Raw genomic sequence first — 19,253 nt, 5'->3', positions numbered from 1 at the left:
AGGAGGTGCGACGTGAACCGACCCGCAGAGTGGTCCATCCAGCAACTGGCGCGGATCACCGGAACCACGAGCCGGACGCTGCGGCACTACGGCAGCCTCGGGCTGCTCGAGCCGAGCCGCATCGGGGCCAACGGCTACCGGTTCTACGACCAGGCCGCGCTCGTGCGGCTGCAGCGGATCCTGCTGCTGCGTGAACTGGGGCTGGGGCTGGCCGCGATCGCCGACGTGCTCGGCGGCGAGACCGATGCCGTCACGGCGCTCGGCACCCACCTCGACCTGCTCGAGCAGGAACGGGCTCGACTGCAGCGTCAGATCGCGTCGGTGCGCACGACCCTGGACAAGACGAGGAGAGGTGAGCCACTGATGGCCGAGGAGATGTTCGACGGATTCGATCACACCCGCTACAAGGACGAGGTGATCGAGCGGTGGGGTGAGGAGGCCTACCGCAGCAGCGACACGTGGTGGCGTTCACTGTCCACCACGGACAAGGAGAGCTTCCAGCAGGAACAACTCGACATCGCCGCCGACTACGGGCGTGCCCACGCCGCAGGTCTCGCATCCGACAGCCCCGAGGTGCGGGAGATCACCCGCCGTCACTACGAGTGGGTCGCGGCAGGGTGGCAGGGACGCCGTCCCGGCGCCGACGAGTTCGTGGGCCTGGCGCAGATGTACGTGGCAGATCCCCGGTTCGCGGCCAACTACGACCGGCACGGGCAGGGCACCGCGTCGTTCGTCAGCGACGCGATGCTCGCGTTCGCGCTCGACCTGTAGGCGCTGCGCGCCCGTGCGCCTTTTCGGTGGTTCGCGCCACCGGAAAGGCGCACAGGCGACGGAGTCGCCTACCCTGTTTTCCGTGACTGCCCAAAACGCGCCCGCACCGTCCGTAGGTCAGTACGACCTCATCGTCGTCGGATCCGGATTCTTCGGTCTGACGATCGCCGAGAGGGCTGCGACGCAGCTAGGCAAGCGCGTGCTCGTCGTCGAGCGCCGCCACCACCTCGGCGGCAACGCGTACTCGGAGGCCGAGCCCGAAACCGGGATCGAGATCCACAAGTACGGCGCGCACCTGTTCCACACGTCGAACAAGCGGGTGTGGGACTACGTCACCCAGTTCACCGAGTTCACCGGCTACCAGCACCGCGTCTTCGCGATGCACAAGGGCCAGTCGTACCAGTTCCCGTTGGGCCTCGGCCTGGTGTCGCAGTTCTTCGGTCGCTACTTCTCGCCGCAGGAGGCGCGTGCGCTCATCGCCGAGCAGGCCGCCGAGTTCGACTCCAAGGATGCTGCGAATCTCGAGGAGAAGGCGATCTCGCTGATCGGCCGCCCCCTGTACGAGGCGTTCGTCCGCGATTACACCGCCAAGCAGTGGCAGACCGACCCCAAGGAACTGCCCGCCGGGAACATCACCCGACTGCCGGTGCGGTACACGTTCGACAACCGCTACTTCAACGACACCTACGAGGGTCTGCCCGTCGACGGCTACACCGCGTGGCTCGAGAACATGGCGAAGGACGACAAGATCGACGTCCGGTTGAACACGGACTGGTTCGACGTCCGCGACGAGCTGCGGGCCGCCAACCCGGACGCCCCCGTCGTGTACACCGGCCCGCTGGACCTGTACTTCGACTACTCGGAGGGCGAGCTGGGCTGGCGCACCCTCGACTTCGAGACCGAGGTGCTGAGCGACTGCGGCGACTTCCAGGGCACCCCGGTCATGAACTACAACGACGCCGACGTGCCGTTCACCCGCATCCACGAGTTCCGCCACTTCCACCCGGAGCGGGACTACCCCAAGGACAAGACGGTCATCATGCGCGAGTTCTCGCGCTTCGCGCAGAGCGGCGACGAGCCGTACTACCCGATCAACACCCCCGAGGACCGCGCCAAGCTCGAGGCCTACCGCGACCGCGCGAAGGCCGAGACGGCGAACGCGAAGGTCCTGTTCGGCGGGCGCCTGGGCACCTACCAGTACCTGGACATGCACATGGCGATCGCGAGTGCGCTGTCGATGTTCGACAACACGCTGCGCCCGCACCTCGAGTCCGGTGAGCCGTTGGCCGGAGACCAGGCGTGAGCGCGCTGCTGCAGCGGGTCCTGCTCCCGCGCGCCGGTGAGCCGCTCGACGTCCGCAGCCTCTACACCGAGGAATCCGAGACCAACGCGCATCGCGCGCACGCGACGTCGCGCACGTCGCTGTCGATCGGCGCCGAGTCCGAGGTGTCGTTCTGCAGCTACTTCAACGCCTTCCCCGCGAGCTACTGGCGGCGGTGGACCGTCCTCGAATCCGTGGTGCTGCGGCTCGAACTGTCCGGGCACTGCCGCGTCGACGTCTACCGTTCCAAGGCGGACGGATCCCGAATCCATGTGGAGGGCAAGGAGTTCCGCGAAGGGGTCCTGGAGTTCGAGGTCGACCTCGGTCCGTTCGAGGACGGTGGCTGGGTCTGGTTCGACATCACCACCGACGCCGAGGTGGAACTGCGCAGCGCCGGTTGGTACGCGCCGGTCGATGCGCCGGGGGAGGGGCGGGTCGCGGTCGGCATCCCGACCTTCAACCGCCCCACCGACGCCGTCAAGGCGCTCACCGCGCTCGCCTCCGATCCCCTCGTCCTCGAGGTGATCGACGCCGTGATCATGCCCGACCAGGGCACCCGCAAGGTTCGCGACGAGCCGGGATTCGCAGAGGCCGCCGCCGTCCTCGGCGACAAGCTCACGATTCACGACCAGGGCAACCTCGGCGGCTCCGGCGGCTACAGCCGCATCATGTACGAGGCACTGAAGACCACCGACAGCCCGTACATCCTGTTCATGGACGACGACATCGAGATCGAGCCGGACTCGGTCCTGCGCGCCCTCGCGATGTCGCGGTTCGCCAAGAGCCCCATGCTCGTCGGCGGCCAGATGCTCAACCTGCAGGAGCGCAGCCACCTGCACACGATGGGTGAGGTGATCGACCGCTCCGTCACGATGTGGACGGGCGCGCCGAACGCCGAGTACGACCACGACTTCTCCCAGTACCCGCTGAGCGACCGCGAGAACTCGAAGAACCTGCACCGGCGCATCGACGTCGACGGCAACGGCTGGTGGATGTGCATGATCCCCCGCGTCTGCGCGGAGGAGATCGGTCTCCCGATGCCGCTGTTCATCAAGTGGGACGACTGGGAGTACGCGCTGCGCGCGCAGCGCGCCGGCTACCCGACGGCGACCGTGCCCGGTATCGCGATCTGGCACATGGCGTGGAGCGACAAGGACGACGCCATCGACTGGCAGGCGTACTTCCACCTGAGGAATCGCCTCGTCGTCGCGGCCCTGCACATGCCCGACAACATCAACGGGCTGGTCCTGCACACGGTCAAGGCCACCGCCAAGCACCTGCTGTGCCTCGAGTACTCCACGGTCGCGATCCAGAACCTCGCGATCCAGGACTTCCTCGCCGGGCCCGAGCACGTCGCCGACCTGCTGCCCACCGCGCTGGGCACCGTCCACGCGCTGCGCAAGGAATACCCCGACGCCGTGGTGCTGCCGTCCTCGACGAGCCTGCCGCTGCCGTCCCGCGCGGACGTGGGCAACGTCAGCCTCCCGACGAACAAGGTGGCCATCGTCACCCGCCTGCTCAAGGGCCTGGTGCACAACGTCAAGAAGTCCAAGCCCGAGCACCTCGAGCAGCCGCAGCTGAACGTGCCGACGCTCGACGCCCGCTGGTTCCTGCTGTCGCAGGTGGACGGTGTCACCGTCACCACCGCCGACGGTCGTGGCGTCGTCTACCGCAAGCGCGACCCCAAGGTCGCGGCACGGCTGCTCAAGGAGTCGCTGCGTCTGCGTCGCGAGCTCGCCGAGCGGTTCCCGGAACTCGCACGCGAGTACCAGGCTGCCGCACCGAAGCTGACCAGCAAGGAGAGGTGGGAACGTGTCTTCGGCATCTGAGGTCCGGATCCTGCAGACCGTGCAGGCCACGATCGGGTCCCGGCCCCAGGTGATCCGTGCGGCCCGCGGGCTGTCGCACTTCGGTGAACACGCCCTCGGCTGGGTGGCCGTCGCCGGTGTCGGAGCGGCCCTGGACAAGCCGCGCCGCCGACGCTGGGCGGGTGTCGCGGTCGGCGCGGTCGGCGCGCACGCGGCGTCGATCGTCATCAAGCGCGTCGTCCGTCGTCCCCGGCCGAACGACCCGTCCGTGCAGATCAACGTGTCGACGCCGAGCAAGTTGAGCTTCCCGTCCTCGCACGCGACATCCACTACGGCGGCGGCGGTGCTGCTCGGTCGACTCACCGGGCTACCCTTGCCTGCGGTACTGGTCCCGCCGATGCTGCTCTCGCGCCTGGTTCTCGGGGTGCACTACCCGACCGACGTGCTCGCGGGGTCGGCACTCGGCGCCGTATCCGCAGCGGCAGTGCTGCGGGCCGAGCAGAAGTTTGGAGTGAAATGAGCGAGGAGCCGGCGGTCGTCACCGGACCCCCGAAGACGCTGGCCGGAGGCATCGTCAAGGCCGTCCGTCCGCGCCAGTGGGTCAAGAACGTGCTCGTGCTCGCGGCCCCGCTGGCCGCCGGGTCCGTCACGCAGGGCGACGTCCTGCTGCCGGTCGCGGTCGCTTTCGTCGTGTTCTGTATGGCGGCGTCGGGCATCTATCTCGTCAACGACGCGATGGACGTCGAAGCCGACCGGGCACACCCCACCAAGCGGTTCCGGCCCATCGCGGCCGGCGTGCTTCCGGTCAACATGGCCTACGGAATGGCCGTCGTCCTCCTCGCCGGTTCGATCCTGCTGTCGTTCGCTGCGAACTGGCAGCTCGCGGTCGTCATGGCCGTGTACATCGGGATCCAGCTGGCGTACTGCTTCGGTCTCAAGCACCAGGCCGTCCTCGACATCTGCATCGTGTCGTCGGGCTTCTTGCTGCGCGCGATCGCCGGCGGTGTGGCCGCCGAGATTCCGCTGTCGCAGTGGTTCCTGCTGATCATGGCGTTCGGTTCACTGTTCATGGCGGCCGGCAAGCGCTACGCCGAGCTGCAGCTGGCGGAGCGCACCGGCGCGAAGATCCGCAAGTCGCTCGAGTACTACACCGGTACCTACCTGCGGTTCGTGTGGACGCTCTCGGCGACGGCCGTCGTGATCTGCTACGGGCTGTGGGCCTTCGATCAGGACCGCGCGAACGACACCAACCTGTTCGCGATCTCGATGGTGCCCTTCACGATCGCTATCCTGCGATACGCAGTGGACGTCGACGGTGGCGAGGCGGGCGAGCCCGAAGAGATTGCGCTTGGTGACCGAGTGCTCCAGTTCCTCGCGATTGCCTGGATCGGAGTAGTAGGTGTCGCTCTCTACCTCATCTGAGTCGACACGCACCACCGACGAACCCGCCGCGGATCGGAACCTGCAGGGGAACCGCATCTGTCGTGCCGTGTTCGTCGGTGGTGTCGTGGTGACGGCATTCCTGTTCGCCTGGGGCGCGTGGCAGCGGCGGTGGATCGCCGACGACGGGCTGATCGTGCTGCGCACGGTACGCAACCTGCTCGCCGGCAACGGTCCGGTCTTCAACGCGGGTGAGCGGGTGGAGGCCAACACCAGCACGCTGTGGACGTACGTCGTCACCGCCTTCGGCTGGATCACGCAGGCCCGGCTCGAGTACGTCGTGCTGACGATCGCGCTGGTCATGTCGGTCGGCGCGATCGTGCTGGCGATGGTCACCGCGAAGCGTCTCTACACGCCTACGATCTCGGCGTCGGGCAGTGCGACGGTGCTGTTGCCCGCCGGCGCCCTCGTCTACATCGCCCTGCCCCCGGCCCGGGACTTCGCGACCTCCGGTCTGGAAACCTGCCTGGTCCTGTTCTGGATCGCCCTGCTGGCGCTGCTGCTCGTGCGGTGGGCGCAGGCCGCTGATCCGTCCCGCATCTCGGTCCTCACGCTGGCCTTCGTCGCCGGGCTGAGTCCGCTGGTGCGTCCCGAGATGGCGATCCTCGGCGCCCTCGCCCTGGTCATGGTGCTGGTGGCGACCGAGATGGCCTGGCGATCGAGGATCGCGTTCGTCGTCGTCGCCGGCCTGGTTCCGGTGGCGTATCAGATCTGGCGGATGGGCTACTACGGTTTGCCGTACCCGAACACGGCGGTCACGAAGGAAGCCGGCGGTTCCGAGTGGGGCCAGGGCTTCGCCTACCTCGGCAACCTGGTCGGCCCCTACCTGCTGTGGATTCCGCTGCTCCTACTCGTTGTCGGCGCCGGAATCCTCTGGTACGCGACCCGGTCCGCGGGCCCTGCCGAGCCCGAACCGGTCGAGAGCATGGGCACCGCGCAGTCGCGGTTCCTCCGATTCCGGCGGTGGCTGCGCAGCACCCGCGGCGTCGTGGCCTTCATCCTGTTCAGCGGATTCCTGTTGGCGGCCTACGCTGTTCGCGTCGGCGGCGACTTCATGCACGGACGTACCCTGCTGCCGGCCCTCTTCTGCCTGCTGCTGCCGGTCGCGGTCGTCCCGATCCGGGTGCCGCGGGCGGGGGACAGGCAGGACCGGCGAGCGGTGATCCTCGGCGCCGGGTCGCTCGCGGTCTGGGTAGGCATCGTGGGGTGGGCCGCATGGGCTGCGGGGCTCGGCGGCATGCCGAACGGCACCGTCCTCGGCAGGAGCGGCATCGTCGACGAGCGGGCGTTCTACTCGCTCAACACCGGGCACGAGCACCCGATCCGCGCCGAGGACTACCTGGACTTCCCGCGGGTACGGGCGATCGTCGAGACGATCGCGGACACTCCGGACGGTGGTCTGCTGATGTCGTCCGGCGCCCACGATTTCATGTGGGTCGTGCCCCCTCCGGTGCCGATCCCGCCCGGCGGTGCCGGCCACACGGTGTTCTTCCCGATGCTCGGCATGGCGGCGATGAACGTCCCACTGGACGTTCGCGTGGTCGACAACATCGGACTGGCCAACCCCATCGCCGCGCACACCGATCGACTTCCCGACGGGCGCATCGGCCACGACAAGGACCTGCTCCCGGACTGGGTCGTCGCCGACACCGGGATGATCCCGGTGCATCCGTGGCTGCCGCCGTTCATGGACGAACGCTGGGTGGCCGACGCCCGAACGGCGTTGACCTGTCCGCAGACCCAGGATCTGCTGACGTCGTATCGCTCGGAACTCACGTGGGCCAGGTTCAAACAGAACATCCGACGGTCCTTCGAGTTCGCCGACTATCGGATCGACCGCATCCCGGCGTACGAGATCCAGCGGTGTGGGCTCGGAACCCCGACGTCGTGAGAATTTCATCCGTTCGAAGTGTCTCGTTTGCGTAACGCTACGCTGCGACGGGTCGATCCAATCACGTGACGAGCAGCACGCGGGGGGACCCCTCGTCGTTGCATTGGGCGCCATTTGTGTCAACGCAAACCGTGACATAAAGTCCACCGAGCGCAGTGCGACTTGGATGAGGTCCACTACCGACCCTGTCGAAAGCGGGTCGGTAGATGCCTTGTTTCCCGACGGAATCCGACGGTGCCCACTCTTCGAGCGGGCGCCGCAGACGAAGACGAAGAGAGAGCAGTATCCATGCGTTTTGATCGACAAAGGCTGACCCGACGCTTCAAGCAGCGGGTGATGGCGCTCGGTGCTGCCGCCCTGGTGCTGCCCCTCGCCGCCGGAATCGCAGGCGGCGCTGTCGCGTCTGCTGCCCCGGCACGCGCCGTTGCTCCCGCGGGCGCATACGAAGAACTCTCGGTGCCTTCGTCGATGGGTCCCATCAAGGTGCAGGTCCAGTGGGCCGCACGTGGTGGCGACGCCGCTCTCTACCTGCTCGACGGCCTCCGTGCTCGCGAGGACGCCAACGCGTGGACCTTCGAGACCAACGCTCTCGACCAGTTCCGCCTCGACGACGTCACCCTGGTGATGCCCGTCGGTGGGCAGTCCAGCTTCTACACGGACTGGTACGCGCCCAGCAACTTCAACGGCCAGAAGATCACCTACAAGTGGGAGACCTTCCTGACCGAGGAACTGCCGGCCTACCTGGCGACCCGCGGTGTCTCGCGCACCAACAACGCCGTCCTCGGACTGTCGATGGGTGGCTCGGCCGCGCTGACGCTGGCCGCCTACCACCGCGACCAGTTCAAGTTCGCCGGATCGCTCTCCGGATACCTGCACATCTCGGCGCCCGGCATGCGTGAGGCCATCCGCGTCGCGATGCTCGACGCCGGCCGATTCAACGTCGACTCGATGTGGGGCCCGCCGTGGAGCCCGGAGTGGCTGCGTAACGACCCGTTCGTGTTCGCGCCCAGGCTCGAAGGCCTGTCGATGTACATCTCGGCGGCGAGCGGTCTGCCCGGCAAGTACGACAAGCCGCGCAAGGCCATCGACTACTACAACGCTGCCAATGCGATGGGCCTCGAGGCGCTGTCGCTGGCCAACACCCGCGCGTTCCAGCTCCGCCTGGCCACGCTCAAGATCCCGGCCACCTACAGCTTCCCGGCCACCGGTACCCATGCGTGGGGCTACTGGTCGGACGAGCTGTGGAAGGCTCGCGGCCAGATCCTCGACGCGCTCGGCGCGCGGTGATCACAACCATGATCTGATCCGGCATGCCATCCCCCACGCCTCGGGCGCGGGGGGTGGCATGTTGCTTTTCGTCAAGACAAATCCACTATCCCACCAGCGCGGCAACCCCACTTCGAAGGTCCTTCCGTGTAGTAAGGAAGCGATGTTCCGGCCCAGCGGGTGCGTCCGCCACGACGAAGGAGAGTTGTCCCGATGCGATTAGGTCTCGAGCGGCCACAGCGCCGCGAAGGAGCCGGGGGAGGTTGGCGCAAGCGGGCGCTCGGCTTCGCCGCGGCCGCGCTGGTGCTGCCGATCGCGGCGGGCCTGACGTCGGGTGGCACCGCTGTCGCCCAGTCGATCGGCACGCCCGGAGCGCCGTCGACCATGCAGTCGGGCGTGCCGGGTACCGTCCAGCGCGTCGACTGGCTCACGGACCGTCGCGTCGCGGTGTGGGTGAACTCCCCGTCGATGGGCGTCCCGATCCAGGTGCAGCTGCTGCTCGCGCGGGACTGGAATGCCAAGCCGGACGCCAATTTCCCCGCCGTCTACATGCTCGACGGCATGCGTGCGCGCGACGACGAGAACGGCTGGACGCTCGACACCGACGCCGAGGCGTTCTTCGCCGACAAGAACGTCAACGTCGTGCTGCCGATCGGTGGCCAGTCCAGCTTCTACGCCGACTGGATCGACCAGAACAACGGTCACAACTACCAGTGGGAGACGTTCCTCACCAAGGAGCTCCCGCCGATCCTCGAGGGCCAGTGGCGGACCACGCAGACGCGTGGTGCCGTCGGTCTGTCGATGGGTGGCACGTCCGCGATGATGCTCGCGGCGCGTAACCAGGGCTTCTTCAAGTTCGCCGGTTCGCTGTCGGGCATCCTGGCGACCACGACGCTCGGTATGCCGCAGGCCATCTCGTACGCGATGAGCGACGCCGGCGGATTCGACGCCGACGCGATGTGGGGCAACCCCACCAACGACGCGTGGGCCGCACACGATCCGTACCTGCTGGCGGACCAGCTCAAGGGTGTCAGCCTCTACATCTCGAGTGGTAGCGGAACGACGGGCCCCTACGATCAGCCGTCCGGTATCCCGGGCATCAGCACCAACTACGCGGGTATGGGTCTCGAGATCCTGTCGCGTCTGACGTCGCAGACGTTCACCACCAAGCTGCGCAAGCTGAACATCCCCGCAACCGTGAACTACCGGCCGTCGGGCACGCATTCGTGGCCGTACTGGGAGTTCGAGCTGCACCAGCTGTGGCCGCAGCTCGCCAACTCGCTCGGTGTCGAGGTCGACAAGCCGGCCTGCGGTGCCGGTGGCGCCATCGCGCCGGTCGCGAACGGCAACCAGTGGATCGGCGACTGCCTCACCGGTGAGTACTCGGTGCCCGGCGGTGTGGCGCAGGACTTCCGCTTCGGTCGGATCTTCCACTCGGGCAGCGGAACCTACCCCGTCGCGGGCCGCATCGGCGGCGCATACCAGGGCACCGGCGGACCGGCCGGCGAACTCGGAATGCCGACCACCCCCGAGATCGTGCTCCCCGACGGCCGCGGTCGTCTGAACCACTTCCAGCACGGCTCGGTCTACTGGACGCCGCAGACCGGTGCGCACGCGGTGTCCGGCCCGATCCGGGACACCTGGTCCAAGCTGGGCTGGGAGACCGGTGCGCTGGGCTACCCGACTGCCGACGCGGTCAAGATTCCGGGCAAGGAAGGCCTGATCCAGAGCTTCGAGGGTGGCGCCGTCTACTGGACGCCGCAGACCGGAGCGAACGCGGTCCAGGGTCTGATCATGAAGAAGTACGGCGACCTGAACTGGGAGAACGGCTGGCTCGGCCTGCCGCTGACCAACGAGGTTCCCGTCAAGGACGGCGGACGCTTCAACCGGTTCCAGAACGGCAACATCTACTGGAGTCCCGCCAGCGGTGCCTGGTCGGTCAAGAACGGTCCGATCTTCGACGCCTGGAAGGGCGAGAACTACGAGAACGGCCGTCTCGGCTTCCCGATCGGTGATCAGTTCGACATCCCGGGTGGTGTCGAGCAGAACTTCCAGCATGGTGTCATCACCATCAAGGACGGCAAGGCAGCGATCCGCTGACCTCTGACTGAACACGTGCGGGCGGTGACCGGATCAGACGATCCGGTCACCGCCCGCGTCGCATCTGTAGCCTGTTTCAAGAGTCTGTACCGGTACGTACATCGATACGACCCAAGTCAACGCAAGGACTGATATGCACTTCTCACGCACTCGTTCCGCGGTGGCCCGTGCGGTGGCCGTCAGCGCCATGACACTCGCGGCCGGCAGCATGCTGGTCGCCTGTGGCGACGACGACTCGTCGGCGACCGGCAGCCCCACCACCACGTCGGTGGCGCCGACCACGTCGGCCAAGGCGCCCTCCGGGGGCGGCGCGTCGGAGGCCCCGTCGGCTCCGGCTCAGACGCCGGCGCAGGGATCGGGCGGCGGAGCCACCCAGCCGGTCGAGGAACCGCAGGCCGTGCCGAGCGGGTTCCCCGGCCCGACCGAGGTGCCGATCTCCGCGCGCGGTGAGGCGTTCCTCGCCGGGCTGAAGAAGGAGGGCATCACGCCCGCGTCGGACGGCATCATCGCGGTCTCGACCGCCGACTACATCTGTGCGGCCAACGAGCAGGGCAGCTCGGAGGCGGAGATCACCACGTTCGTCACCGCAGCGGTGGGCAGCGAGGCGAGCGCTGCCGGTCAGGAGCTGACGCAGGAGCAGGCGGGGAAGAACGCCCAGGTCTACATCCGCGTGGCGCAGTCCGAGTACTGCAACAAGTAGCGATCGATGAGTGTGAGCGGACGCGGGACGCGGAAGTCAGGGAAGAACCGGGGGCGTAGGCGCTTCGGGAGCGTCGCCATCGTGGCGGCGCTCCTCGTGCTGGTCCTCGTGGTGCTGGCGGTCTGGTATCTGCTGGCGGGGCGGGTGCCCTCACCGGTGCCGCCGACGCCTCCGGGGCCGACGCCGCCCAGTGCGCAGCCGGCCGACTGCCCGGATGTCCAGGTGATCTCGATTCCGGGTACGTGGGAGTCGAATGCGGCCGACGACCCGCACAACCCGACCGCGAACCCCGCGTCGCTCATGCTCAACGTCACCCGGCCGCTGCAGGAGAGCTTCTCTCCGCAGCGTGCCGATGTGTACACCGTCCCGTACGTCGCGCAGTTCTCCAATCCGGTCGCGCTCCCGCCGGACGGCCAGGAGTCGTACAACAACTCCCGGGCCGCGGGTACCGACGCCACGCTCGGCGTCATCGAGCGCCGGTACGCCGAGTGCCCGCTCACGACGTACGTGCTGGCGGGCTTCTCGCAGGGCGCGGTCATCGCCGGCGACGTCGCGGCGCGGATCGGGGCCGGGGACGGCCCGGTGCCCGCGGACCTGGTGCTCGGCGTGGGCCTCATCGCGGACGGCCGACGAGATCCGGCGACGGCACCCACCGTCGGGCCGCCGGTCGCCGGTGTCGGCGCGGAACTGTCGCTGTCCGGGCTCAAACTTCCCGGTATCACGATGACCGGCGCGCGGCCCGGCGGGTTCGGCGCGCTCGCGGACCGAGCGGTGCAGATCTGTGCGCCCAGCGACGGAATCTGCGATGCCCCGGCCGAAGCGCTCAAGGTCGGCAACTGGCTCAGCAGCGCGTCGCGTCTCGGCGAGTACTACAACAATCCCGTTCACGCGCTGTACAACTCGTTCGTCGTCGACGGAAACGGCACCACTGCGACGCAGTGGATCACGAACTGGGCGACCGAGTTGATCGAGGCGGCTCCGACGCCCGCACACGAGTAGCGGTTCGCACTCGGACGCACCGAGCGGCACCGACTCGGCGGAAGTGGCTACCTGCCGGTCACTTGCGCGGTAGTGTCCGTGCTCGCGGCCCGATCACGGGTCGCAGGGGTGGGTCCCTATGCTGATGGGTTGGTGCCCGACGGGCCCAACCATGCCCGCATGCGTGAATTGAGGAAGAAGGCGTTGATGAGTTCCACCGACAACTCGGGTCTCCGGGTGCCGCGTAAGTTCCGGTTCGCGGCCGGTGGCGAGGGGAACGCCGAGGAGGGCGGTGCCCGTCGATTCGTCAAGCTGGCGCAGAAGGCCGAGGAACTGGGCTACGACAGCTTCATGATCCCGGACCACCTGGGCAACCAGGTCGGGCCGATCGCGGCGCTCGGTGCGCTCGCGATCGCCACGGACAAGATCCGACTGGGCACGGCCGTCCTCGCCAACGGCTTCCGTCACCCCGCGGTCCTCGCGAAGGACGCGGCCACCATCGACGTCCTCTCTGGCGGTCGCCTCGAACTCGGCATCGGTGCCGGGTGGATGAAGGAAGAGTTCGACAAGGGCGGCATCGAATACGAACGCCCCGGTGTCCGAATTGCGAAACTCGAAGAGTCCCTGCAGATTCTGGACACGCTGCTGCGTGGCCAGGAGTGCAACTTCGAGGGCGAGCACTACCGGATCAGCGGTCTGAAGGGCAGCCCCCGCCCGCGACAGGGCCCGCGTCCGCCGATCGCGGTCGGTGGCGGTGGACCGAAGATGCTGGCGCTGGCGGCCAAGTACGCCGACATCATCTCCGTGGCCACCCCGACCAATGCCGAGGGACGGCTGCTGCTGTCCGGCATCACGATGGAGAACACCATCGCCCGCGTCGAGCGGATCCGCGATGCCGCGGGTGATCGCTTCGACGACATCGAGTTGAACTGGACCATCACGATGATGCTCGTCACGGACGATCGTGAGCAGGCGGCGGAGATGGCACTGGCCGCCCTCGACCAGGGATTCCCGCCGAACATCGAGGTAGACGCCCGATTGTCGGTCGAGGAGATCTTGAATTCGCCCTACCTGGCGATCGGGTCGTACGAGGAGATCGCGGATCAGATCCGTAACGTACGCGAGAAGACGTCGATGTCATATGTGGGTGTGTTCCCGACTCAGATGGAAGCATTCGCGCCGGTGATCCCACTGCTCCGAGGCGAATAGAGCGATGCACATCTGTAACATGTTGCTGGTTTCGAGTCGATGGAGTGACTCGTAGGCATGTCGTCTACGTCCCGAAAGTTGCGAGCGGCTGCCCCTGGACAGGGTGGTCACGAGCGGCGACAAGTAGCAGGCCGGCACCGACCAACCAGTGAGAAGCAATTGAATCCGCGCGGCGAAGGAAGTCTGGGGCGCAATCATGTCGGTTGATGGTTGTGTGATCGCTTCGACAGGAGAAGGAATGAACGCAATGTTCGACGACTACCTCGACGAACAGGGCCACATCCGGCTCACGCCGGGTCACACGCTGATCGACTATGTCGACGAGCACACGCGTAACAATGCGGGCGAGCTGGTGTACCGGTACATCGACTACTCGCGTGAGCGTGACGGTGAGGCCCACGAGTTGACGTGGGGTCAGTTCGGTCTGCGTCTGCGTGCTGTGGCAGCTCGTCTGCAGCAGGTCACCAAGCCCGGTGACCGTGTCGCGATCCTCGCGCCCCAGGGTCTCGACTACGTCACCTCCTTCTTCGCGGCGATCCATGCCGGGCGTATCGCGGTTCCACTGTTCGATCCGGACGAGCCCGGTCACACCGACCGGCTGCACGCCGTCCTCGGGGACTGCGAGCCGGCCGCGATCCTGACCGCGACGTCGTCCGCTGCGGGTGTGCGCCAGTTCTTCCGTGCGCTGCCCGCCGCGAAGCGCCCCCGGATCATCGCCGTCGACGCGATCCCGGACAGCGTCGGCGACACGTGGGTCCGCCCGGACGTCGGTCTCGACGACATCGCGTACCTGCAGTACACGTCCGGCTCCACCCGTACCCCCGCGGGCGTCGAGATCACGCACCGTGGTGTCGCCACCAACGTGCTGCAGATGGTCGACTCCCTCGGGCTCAGCGAGCACTCGCGCGGCGTCACCTGGCTGCCGCTCTACCACGACATGGGCCTGCTGACGGTGATCCTGCCTGCACTGGGCGGTCAGTACATCACGATCATGAGCCCGCGCGCGTTCGTGGCGCGCCCGTACCGCTGGATCAAGGAGCTCGCGGCGATCGCCGACGGTGCCGGCACGTACGCCGCGGCGCCCAACTTCGCATTCGAGCACGCCGCGGTGCGCGGTCTGCCGAAGGACGGCGAACATCTCGACCTGAGCAACGTCATCGGCCTGATCAACGGCAGCGAGCCGGTCACGGTGTCGTCGATGCGCAAGTTCAACGAGGCGTTCGCGCCGTACGGTCTGCCCAAGACGGCGATCAAGCCGTCGTACGGCATGGCGGAGGCCACGCTGTTCGTGTCGACGACGCATCCGTCGGACGAGGCCAAAGTCATGTACGTCGACCGCGACGAGCTCAATGCCGGCCGCATGGTCCAGGTCGACCAGGACGCCCCGGGTGCCGTCGCACAGGTGGCGTGTGGCGCCATCTCCCGCAGCCAGTGGGCCACGATCGTCGATCCCGACACCGCGTCCGAGCGCCCCGACGGCTTCGTCGGCGAGATCTGGCTGCACGGTGACAACATCGGCCAGGGCTACTGGGGTCGTGAGCAGGAGACGGCCGAGACCTTCCACAACAAGCTGCTCGAGCGGCTGCCCGAGGGCACGCACGCCGCCGGCGCTCCGGACGATGCCAACTGGCTGCGCACCGGCGACTACGGCGTCTTCGTCGACGGCGAGCTGTACATCACCGGTCGCGTCAAGGACCTGGTGATCGTCGACGGCCGCAACCACTACCCGCAGGACCTCGAGTACTCGGCGCAGGAGGCCAGCTCCGCGCTGCGTCCCGGCTTCGTCGCCGCGTTCGCGGTGCCGGCCAACCAGCTTCCGTCGGTCGTGTTCGAGAACTCCCACTCGGGCCTCGAGTTCGACCAGGACGACGCGTCCGAGCAGCTGGTCATCGTTGCGGAACGTGCGCCCGGCGCCGGCAAGGCCGATCCGCAGCCCGTCGCCGACGCGGTCCGTGCCGCCATCTCGTCGCGTCACGGCGTCACCGCGCGTGACGTGCTGCTGGTGCCGGCCGGTTCGATTCCGCGTACGTCCAGCGGCAAGCTGGCGCGCCGGGCCTGCAAGGCGAGCTACATCGAGGGAACGCTGCGTGGCGGTCACGCTCAGACCGCTTTCCCCGATAGCGTTTCCGACTAGTCCTTTCCTGACGGGTAGCTTGGTGATTTGATGGCTGAACACGAGATGACGGTCGCGCAGCTGCGCGAATGGCTGCGGAAGTGGATCGCGGAGGCCACCGGGCAACCGGTGGCGGCGATATCCGAGGATCGACCGTTGGAGGAGTTCGGACTCTCCTCCCGCGACGCGGTCGCGTTGTCGGGTGAGATCGAGGATCTCGTGGGAGTCACGCTCTCCGCCACGATCGTGTACCAGCATCCGACCATCGCCTCGTTGGCCACCCGCATCATCGAGGGCGAGCCGGAGCTGCCCGCCGAGGCCGAGGACGCCTCGTACTACCGCGGTGGCTTCCCGGCCGGTCAGTCCCACGACATTGCGATCGTCGGGCTGGCGTCGCGGTTCCCGGGCACCGGGCACACCCCGCAGGAGATGTGGAAGCTGCTGATCGAGGGCCGTGACGCGGTCACCGATCTGCCGGAGGGCCGCTGGGCCGAGTTCACGGCCGACCCCTATGTGGCGGCGGCCGTCGACAAGGCCGCCACCAAGGGCGGCTACCTCGACGACGTGCAGGGCTTCGACGCGGAGTTCTTCGCGATGTCGCCGCTCGAGGTCCAGAACGTGGACCCGCAGCAGCGCCTGGCACTGGAGCTGACGTGGGAGGCGCTCGAGCACGCCCACATCCCGGCGAACCAGCTCAAGGGCCGCGAGGTGGGGGTGTTCCTCGGCTCGTCGGCCAACGACTACCAGCTGCTCGCGGTGAGCGATCCGGCGTCGGCGCACCCGTATGCGCTCACCGGCACGTCCACCGCTATCGTCGCGAACCGCGTCTCCTACTTCTACGACTTCCGTGGCCCGTCGGTGGCGCTCGACACGGCGTGCTCGTCGTCGCTGGTCGCGGTCCATCAGGCGGTGCGCAGCCTGCGTTCCGGCGAGTCGGAGATCGCGCTGGCCGGCGGCGTCAACATGCTGCTCGCGCCGCCCGCGACCCTCGGCTTCGACGAGGGCGGCGTACTCACCGCGGACGGCAAGATCAAGGCGTTCTCCGCTGACGCGAGCGGCATCGTCCGCGCGGAGGGTGGCGGCGTCGTCGTCCTCAAGCGTCTCGAGGACGCCGAGCGCGACGGCGATTCGATCCTCGCGGTCATCGCCGGCACCGCCGTCAACCAGGACGGCCGTTCCAACGGCCTGCTGGCACCGAACCCGGACGCGCAGGCCGACTGTCTGCGGCACGCGTACCGCGACGCGGGGATCGCGCCGTCCGGCGTCGACTACATCGAGGCGCACGGCACCGGCACCATCCTCGGCGATCCGATCGAGGCGGACGCGCTCGGCCGCGTCGTCGGTCGCGGACGCGACGACGACAAGCCGGCGCTGCTCGGTTCGGCCAAGACCAACTTCGGCCACCTCGAGGCCGCCGCGGGCGCCGCGGGCCTGATCAAGGTCGTGCTCGCGTTGCAGGAGGACGTCATTCCGGCGTCGCTCAACTACGCGGGCCCCAACCCGTACATCCAGTTCGACAAGGCCCACCTGCAGGTGATTCCGGAGGCCACGGCGTGGCCGCGGTACACCGGCAAGGCCGTCGCGGGAGTGTCCGGCTTCGGCTTCGGCGGCACCAACGCGCATGTCGTGGTCCACGAGTACACCGGCCCCGCCGTGGTCACCGACGAGGCTGCCGCTCCCGTCGACCTCGACCACGAGAACACCACCATCGAGGCCGAGGCCGAGCGGATGCTCGCGGAGGCCGCCGAGTCGGTCGGACTGTCCGATGCCACCGACACAGCCGTCGTGCTCGCGGTGTCGGCGTCCATGCCGTCCCGTCGTCGCCGTGCCGCGGAGGATCTGGCGAACTGGCTCGAGACCGAGGAAGGTAGCCGCACGCCGCTCGCCGACGTCGCGCGCACCCTCGCCAAGCGCAATCACGGCCGTTCGCGTGCCGTCGTCATCGCGAAGGACCGTGCCGAGGCCGTGACCGGTCTGCGGGCCATCGCTGCCGGCAAGCCTGCCCCCGGCGTGCTGTCCGCCGACGCGCCGGCGTCGAAGGGTCCGGTCTGGGTGTTCTCGGGCTTCGGCTCGCAGCACCGCAAGATGGCCAAGCAGCTGTACCTGGAGAACGCGGTCTTCGCGGCCGCGATCGACGAGGTGGACGCGCTGATCGAGGACGAGGCCGGCTACTCCATGAAGGAGAAGTTCCTCGACGACTCGATCGACTACGACGTCGAGACGTCGCAGGTCGGCATCTTCGCGATCCAGGTGGGTCTGGCGCAGACGCTGCGCCACCACGGCGCCGATCCGGCCGCGCTCGTCGGTCACTCGATGGGTGAGGCCGCCGCCGCGTACGTCTCGGGTGGCCTGTCGCTCGAGGACGCCGTCCGTGTGATCTGCTCGCGTTCGCGGCTGATGGGCGAAGCCGAGGGCCTGCTCGAGGGCGATGACATCCGCCTGATGGCGCTGGTCGAGTACTCCGCCGACGAGATCGAGAAGGTCCTGCCGGACTTCCCGCACCTCGAGGTGTGCGTGTACGCGGCGCCGACCCACACCGTGATCGGTGGCCCCGAGCCCGAGGTGAACGCGATCGTCGCGCGCGCCGAGGCCGAGGAGAAGATGGCCCGGGTCCTCAAGACCAAGGGCGCCAGCCACACGTCGCAGGTCGATCCGCTGCTCGGTGAGCTCGCGGCCGAGCTGGCCGGTATCGAGCCGCACACGCTGAAGGTCGGCCAGTACTCGTCGGTGGACCAGGACACCTTCTACCCGGCCGGGCACGCCCCGATCCACCCGGTGGAGTACTGGACCAAGGGTCTGCGGCACAGCGTGTACTTCACCAACGCCGTCAAGGCCGCGGTCGACGCCGGCCACACCACGTTCGTCGAGCTCGCACCCAACCCGGTGACGCTGATGTCCGTCGCGGCCACCGCGTGGGCCGCCGGTGTCGCCGACACGCAGCTGATCCAGACGCTCAAGCGCAAGGAGGACGAGCCGCTCGGCGTGCTGACCGCCCTCGCGCAGTTGTACGTCCACGGTCATGCGGTCGATCTGCCGTCGCTGCTGCCCGCCGGTGACTTCGCCGACCTGCCGCGCACCGCGTTCCTGCGCAAGCGGCACTGGATCGATGCGCGGGTGTCGTCGGCCGGCGACACCCGGGTTCCCGGCGCGCACGTCGCGCTGCCCGATGGTCGGCACGCGTGGGAGGTGCAGGCGTCCGCGGTCTCGGACCTCGGTTCGCTGGTCACCGCCGCTGCGTCGCAGCTGTTCGCCGACGTCGCGCTCACGGGCGCCGTCGCGCACGGTGAGGTGCCCTCCGCGGGAACCCTGACCACGACGCTCGTGCCGCACCTCGGTGGTGCGTCGGTGCAGGTGCATGCCAAGGGTCAGGCGAGCGGAGCGACGGGGAATCTGCACGGCAACGCGTTCGTGCTGGTCTACGACGCCGTCGTGTCGTCGGGCGAGGCGCTGCCGGAGCCGGTCGTCGCCGTCGCCGCGAAGCCCGTCGTGTCGGACCAGGTGCAGGACGAGGTCGTCGAGACGTTCGGTGACCGGTGGGATCCGGAGAGCTCGCAGGCGCTCGAGGATCGGTTGACGATTATCGTCGCGGAGTCGATGGGGTATGCGCCGGAGGATCTGCCGGCGGAGATTCCGTTGATCGAGCTGGGTCTGGACTC

At 68.1% G+C, this 19,253-nt stretch carries 13 protein-coding genes; all 13 read left to right on the top strand.

Annotated elements, in window-relative coordinates:
• The first annotated feature begins 12 nt into the window (after positions 1-12).
• Positions 13-771 (top strand): MerR family transcriptional regulator, encoded by a 759-nt coding sequence (locus AC1RIF_RS10785; RefSeq protein WP_492601370.1) that lies wholly within the window; start codon positions 13-15, stop codon positions 769-771.
• Positions 772-853: 82 nt separating this feature from the next.
• Positions 854-2,074, top strand: coding sequence for a UDP-galactopyranose mutase (gene glf / locus AC1RIF_RS10780; RefSeq protein WP_492601369.1), 1,221 nt, complete (start codon positions 854-856; stop codon positions 2,072-2,074).
• Positions 2,071-3,921: a glycosyltransferase gene (locus AC1RIF_RS10775; protein ID WP_492601368.1), complete on the top strand. Its 1,851-nt coding sequence runs from the start codon at positions 2,071-2,073 to the stop codon at positions 3,919-3,921. Before glf ends, AC1RIF_RS10775 begins: the two co-directional genes overlap by 4 nt.
• Positions 3,905-4,420: a phosphatase PAP2 family protein gene (locus AC1RIF_RS10770; protein ID WP_114724124.1), complete on the top strand. Its 516-nt coding sequence runs from the start codon at positions 3,905-3,907 to the stop codon at positions 4,418-4,420. Before AC1RIF_RS10775 ends, AC1RIF_RS10770 begins: the two co-directional genes overlap by 17 nt.
• On the top strand, positions 4,417-5,322 hold the full coding sequence (locus AC1RIF_RS10765) for a decaprenyl-phosphate phosphoribosyltransferase (RefSeq protein ID WP_492601367.1): 906 nt from the start codon (positions 4,417-4,419) through the stop codon (positions 5,320-5,322). Before AC1RIF_RS10770 ends, AC1RIF_RS10765 begins: the two co-directional genes overlap by 4 nt.
• The gene (locus AC1RIF_RS10760; RefSeq protein WP_492601366.1) at positions 5,300-7,231 is read left to right on the top strand and encodes an arabinofuranosyltransferase AftB family protein; all 1,932 of its coding nucleotides are present in this window, start codon (positions 5,300-5,302) and stop codon (positions 7,229-7,231) included. The genes AC1RIF_RS10765 and AC1RIF_RS10760 overlap by 23 nt, the downstream gene beginning before the upstream one ends.
• A 288-nt stretch (positions 7,232-7,519) precedes the next feature.
• The gene (locus tag AC1RIF_RS10755) at positions 7,520-8,518 is read left to right on the top strand and encodes an alpha/beta hydrolase (protein ID WP_492601365.1); all 999 of its coding nucleotides are present in this window, start codon (positions 7,520-7,522) and stop codon (positions 8,516-8,518) included.
• Positions 8,519-8,710: 192 nt separating this feature from the next.
• Positions 8,711-10,597 (top strand): alpha/beta hydrolase-fold protein, encoded by a 1,887-nt coding sequence (locus tag AC1RIF_RS10750; protein ID WP_492601364.1) that lies wholly within the window; start codon positions 8,711-8,713, stop codon positions 10,595-10,597.
• Between the two features lie 133 nt (positions 10,598-10,730).
• Complete coding sequence (locus AC1RIF_RS10745; RefSeq protein WP_492601363.1) at positions 10,731-11,297, top strand: DUF732 domain-containing protein; 567 nt, start codon at positions 10,731-10,733, stop codon at positions 11,295-11,297.
• Between the two features lie 6 nt (positions 11,298-11,303).
• Positions 11,304-12,296: a cutinase family protein gene (locus AC1RIF_RS10740; protein ID WP_492601362.1), complete on the top strand. Its 993-nt coding sequence runs from the start codon at positions 11,304-11,306 to the stop codon at positions 12,294-12,296.
• A 186-nt stretch (positions 12,297-12,482) separates the two neighbouring features.
• The gene (locus tag AC1RIF_RS10735; RefSeq protein WP_492601863.1) at positions 12,483-13,484 is read left to right on the top strand and encodes an LLM class F420-dependent oxidoreductase; all 1,002 of its coding nucleotides are present in this window, start codon (positions 12,483-12,485) and stop codon (positions 13,482-13,484) included.
• Positions 13,485-13,722: 238 nt separating this feature from the next.
• On the top strand, positions 13,723-15,618 hold the full coding sequence (gene fadD32 / locus AC1RIF_RS10730) for a long-chain-fatty-acid--AMP ligase FadD32 (RefSeq protein ID WP_492601361.1): 1,896 nt from the start codon (positions 13,723-13,725) through the stop codon (positions 15,616-15,618).
• A 45-nt stretch (positions 15,619-15,663) separates the two neighbouring features.
• On the top strand, positions 15,664-19,253 hold a 3,590-nt coding region (locus AC1RIF_RS10725; RefSeq protein ID WP_492601862.1), incomplete at its 3' end, for a beta-ketoacyl synthase N-terminal-like domain-containing protein.

Source organism: Prescottella sp. GW823-FHT02E09, from assembly GCF_058797375.1.
The sequence above is the reverse complement of the archived record's forward strand: the minus strand, read 5'-3'. Positions and strand labels throughout refer to the sequence as shown.